Source organism: Thiobacillus sp. (assembly GCF_024708915.1).
Genome location: NZ_JANJXQ010000059.1, coordinates 1 through 4,099, shown reverse-complemented (window position 1 = coordinate 4,099; position 4,099 = coordinate 1). Strand labels below are relative to the sequence as shown.

Sequence of the window (4,099 nt, the reverse complement as noted above, 5' to 3'; positions counted from 1 at the left end):
AGCTGCACGCCGCGGCTGGCCTTGACGATGCCGGGCTTGAGGCCTGCCGTCACCACCTCGACGCCGGCGCGGCGCAGCAGATCGATGATCGTGACGGCTTCGAGTTCTTCGCAGCCGTCCGCCAGGGGAACCAGAACCTTGGCCATGCTCGTCTCCTAGTGTCCTGAATTGGCTATTCGTGACTGAATGCAAGTCATGAGTTTGCCGGTGCGCAATAAAAATGACGAGACCGTTTTCAGCCGCGAAGCCGTGCGCAGCCGGGTTGGGCACCCGGCGAGCACGGCGACAAAGGATGGGAACGGTATCGTCATTTTTATGTCACGAATAGCCTATTCAGGACACGACATTCAGTCACGGAAATTCTGATACTGCAGGGGGAAATCGGCAATGCTCTTCCTTACCAGCGCGATGGCGTCCTGCAGCACGTCGCGCTTGGCGCCCGACACGCGCACGCTGTCGCCCTGGATGCTGGCCTGCACCTTGAGCTTGCTGTCCTTGATGCACTTGACGATCTTCTTCGCCAGTTCGGTCTCCACGCCGGTCTTCACCGTCACGTTGCGCTTGACCTTGTTGCCCGACACCTTCTCGACGCTGCCGATATCGAGGCATTTGACGTCGACGCCGCGCTTGGCGAGCTTCTGCGTCAGGATGTCGTGCACCTGGTCGAGCTGGAATTCGGTGTCAGCGTAGACTGTGAGAACATACTCGGCCTGCTCGATGCGGGCGTCGGAGCCCTTGAAGTCGAAACGCGTGGACACTTCCTTGTTGACCTGGTCGACCGCGTTGCGCACTTCCTGCTTGTCGACCTCGGACACGATATCAAAACTCGGCATGATTGCTCCTTGACCCGAATTGATTAAATAGCCGGGTTTAGATCCATTACAAACGACTGTATCGGTAACCCGGTTTCATCGTGGAACTCGGCCGCCGCCATCACCCCCAGCCGCGCCACCGCCTCGGCGTCGAGCGAAGGCGCGCGATACGCCGCGTACATCGCCCCCAGCGCATACGGACTGCCGCTGCCGTAGGCGTAGAAGCGCGAAAACTCCTGCACCGTGCGGTGTGCCGCCACGCCGAAGATGCCGCGCGGATTGGCGATCAGCACGTCCATGCGGGAGGATTCGAGATCCTCCTCCTTGTCCTCGCCGGCCTGCAGGTAGTAGTGCTCCTTCAGCGCACCATGCAGGGTGTTCCACACGCTGAAGATGCAGGCCACCGAGTCCAGTTGCGGCGGTTCCTCCAGCGAAGCGAAATAGTCGGCGAGGATGAGCTTGAAGGTGGCCGAGCCGGTAATCGCGACGTAGCTGTCGCCGACGCGGATGATCTTCTCGTGGTTCGCCACGTAAGCGGCGGATTCCTTGCCGCCGCCCCACTTCGTCAGCGTGTCGGCCGCGATCGCGATGCGGCCTTCCTTCCTGACGACGGTGACGGTGGTCATGGCTCAGCGCTTAGCCGAAGTGGCAGACGTAATGGTACGGTTCACCCGACACTTCGATGTCGAAGCTGGAATTGCCCGGCACCGTGAACGACTGTCCGGCGCCGTAGGTCTTCCACCCGTTCTCTCCGGCCAGCTTGACGCGGCAGGAACCCGCCACCGTTTCCATGATTTCCGGCGCACCGGTGTTGAAGGTGAGCGTGGCAGGCAGGATCACGCCGACCGATTTTTTGCTGCCATCGGCGAACTGCACGGTGTGCGACACGCACTTGCCGTCGAAATAGACGTTGGCCTGCTTGATGACCGCAACATTGTCGAACTGGGACATGCTTATTTTCTCCGTGCGTCGAGTTTCGCTGCGATGCGCATGCGCAGCGCGTTGAGCTTGATGAAGCCGCCTGCGTCCTTCTGGTCGTAGGCGCCGGCGTCGTCCTCGAAGGTGGCGATGGTCGAGTCGAACAGCGAATCGGTCTTCGAATCGCGGCCGACCACAATGACGTTGCCCTTGTAGAGCTTCAAGCGCACGCTGCCGTTGACGTGCTGCTGGGTGTGGTCGATCAGCGTCTGCAGCGCCACCCGCTCGGGCGCCCACCAGTAGCCGTTGTAGATCAGGCTGGCGTAGCGCGGCATCAAATCGTCCTTCAAATGTGCGACTTCGCGGTCGAGGGTGATCGACTCGATCGCGCGATGCGCCTTCAAGAGGATGGTGCCGCCGGGGGTTTCGTAGCAGCCGCGCGACTTCATACCGACGTAGCGGTTTTCCACCAGGTCGAGCCGGCCGATGCCGTGCTTGCCGCCGATCTCGTTCAGCTTCGCCAGCACTTCGTCCGCGCGCATGGCGACGCCGTCGATCGCGACGACGTCGCCCTTGGTGTAGCTCAGTTCGATGTATTCGGCCGCATCGGGCGCCTTCTCCGGCGACACGGTCCAGCGCCACATGTCCTCCTCGGCCTCCGCATTGGGGTCTTCCAGGTGGCGGCCTTCGTAGGAGATGTGCAGCAGGTTGGCATCCATCGAATACGGCGAACCGCCCTGGCGGTGCTTCATGTCGATCGGGATGCCGTGGGTCTCGGCGTAGGCGAGCAGCTTCTCGCGGGAGAGCAGGTCCCACTCGCGCCACGGCGCGATCACCTTGACGTCGGGCTTCAGCGCGTAGGCGCCGAGTTCGAAGCGCACCTGGTCGTTGCCCTTGCCGGTGGCGCCGTGGCAGATCGCGTCAGCGCCGGTTTCGTTGACGATCTCGATCAGACGCTTGGCGATCAGCGGGCGCGCGATCGAAGTGCCGAGCAGGTATTCGCCCTCGTACACGGTGTTGGCGCGGAACATCGGAAAGACGAAGTCGCGCACGAACTCCTCGCGCAGGTCGTCGATGTAGATCTGCTCGGGCTTGATGCCGAACTTCAGCGCCTTCTGCCGCGCCGGTTCGAGTTCCTCGCCCTGGCCGAGGTCGGCGGTGAAGGTCACCACCTCGCATTGATAGGTGTCCTGCAGCCATTTCAGGATGACGGAGGTGTCAAGGCCGCCCGAATAGGCGAGCACGACTTTCTTGACGCTGGAGGGCTTCTTCGTTTTGCTCATGATTGACAGTATCGAAAGATCAGGGACTCACGCGCCCGAGGAGCAGGTACTCCATCAGCGCCTTCTGGGTGTGCAGGCGGTTCTCGGCCTCGTCCCACACCACGCTGTGCGGCCCGTCGATGACCTCGGCGGCGACCTCCTCGCCGCGGTGGGCGGGCAGGCAGTGCATGAAGAGGGCGTCGGGCTTCGCCTGCCGCATCATCTCGGCGTCCACCTGCCAGTCCTCGAAGTCGCGGCGGCGCGCCTCGTTCTCCGCCTCGAAGCCCATCGAGGTCCACACGTCGGTGGTGACGAGGTCGGCGCCGCGCACGGCATCCATCGGGTCGGCGAACTCCTCGTAGTGGTCGTCGCCGAAGAGGCCGGCGCGCTCGGGCTCGACCTCGTAGCCGGGCGGGGTCGACACGTGCACGTTGAAGCCGAACACCTCGGCCGCCTGCAGCCAGGTGTTGCAGACGTTGTTGGAGTCGCCGATCCAGGCCACCGTCTTTCCCTCGATCGAACCGCGGTGCTCGATGAAGGTGAAGATGTCGGCGAGGATTTGGCAGGGATGGTACTCGTTGGTGAGGCCGTTGATGACCGGCACGCGCGAGTGGCGCGCGAAGCGCTCGACGATGTCTTGCTCGAAGGTGCGGATCATGACGATGTCGCACATGCGCGAAATCACCTGGGCGGCGTCCTCCACCGGCTCGCCGCGGCCGAGCTGCGAGTCGCGCGTGCTGAGGAAGATCGCCGCGCCGCCGAGCTGGTGCATGCCGGCCTCGAACGAGAGCCGCGTGCGCGTGCTCTGCTTCTCGAAGATCATCACCAGCGTACGGTCGAACAGCGGGTGGTACGGCTCGTAGCGCTTGAACTGGTCCTTGATCCAGCGCGTGCGGGCGAAGACGTGCTCCAGCTCGTCGCGGGAAAAGTCCTTCAGTTGCAGGAAGTGCTTCGGTGCGGCCATGTCGGACCGTCCTCAGGCCAGGAATTCGCGAATGAGTGCGGAGAGAACCGATACCAACTCATTGGCATCCGCATCGCTGAAGACGAGCGCAGGCAGCAGGCGCACAACCTTGTCGGCGGTGACGTTGATGAGCAGGCCGCGCT

General features: G+C 62.9%; 6 protein-coding genes and 1 pseudogene. All 7 read right to left on the bottom strand.

Annotated features, from left to right (window positions below; translation table 11 throughout):
- The coding region (locus Q0L94_RS04695) for a DJ-1/PfpI family protein (protein WP_296750567.1) at positions 1-146 on the bottom strand (146 nt) is incomplete at its 3' end.
- Between the two features lie 201 nt (positions 147-347).
- Positions 348-833 (bottom strand): YajQ family cyclic di-GMP-binding protein, encoded by a 486-nt coding sequence (locus Q0L94_RS04690; RefSeq protein ID WP_296750565.1) that lies wholly within the window; start codon positions 831-833, stop codon positions 348-350.
- Between the two features lie 23 nt (positions 834-856).
- Entirely contained in the window at positions 857-1,438 is a 582-nt protein-coding gene (locus Q0L94_RS04685) for a hypothetical protein (protein WP_296750563.1), read from the bottom strand.
- Between the two features lie 10 nt (positions 1,439-1,448).
- Positions 1,449-1,763, bottom strand: a complete 315-nt coding sequence (locus Q0L94_RS04680; protein ID WP_296750561.1) for a pyrimidine/purine nucleoside phosphorylase — start codon at positions 1,761-1,763, stop codon at positions 1,449-1,451.
- A gap of 2 nt (positions 1,764-1,765) precedes the next feature.
- Positions 1,766-3,013, bottom strand: coding sequence for an argininosuccinate synthase (locus tag Q0L94_RS04675; RefSeq protein ID WP_296750559.1), 1,248 nt, complete (start codon positions 3,011-3,013; stop codon positions 1,766-1,768).
- A 19-nt stretch (positions 3,014-3,032) separates the two neighbouring features.
- Positions 3,033-3,956, bottom strand: coding sequence for an ornithine carbamoyltransferase (gene argF, locus Q0L94_RS04670; protein ID WP_296750557.1), 924 nt, complete (start codon positions 3,954-3,956; stop codon positions 3,033-3,035).
- A gap of 12 nt (positions 3,957-3,968) precedes the next feature.
- Positions 3,969-4,099 (bottom strand): annotated as a pseudogene (locus tag Q0L94_RS04665) (aspartate aminotransferase family protein); the annotation flags it as partial.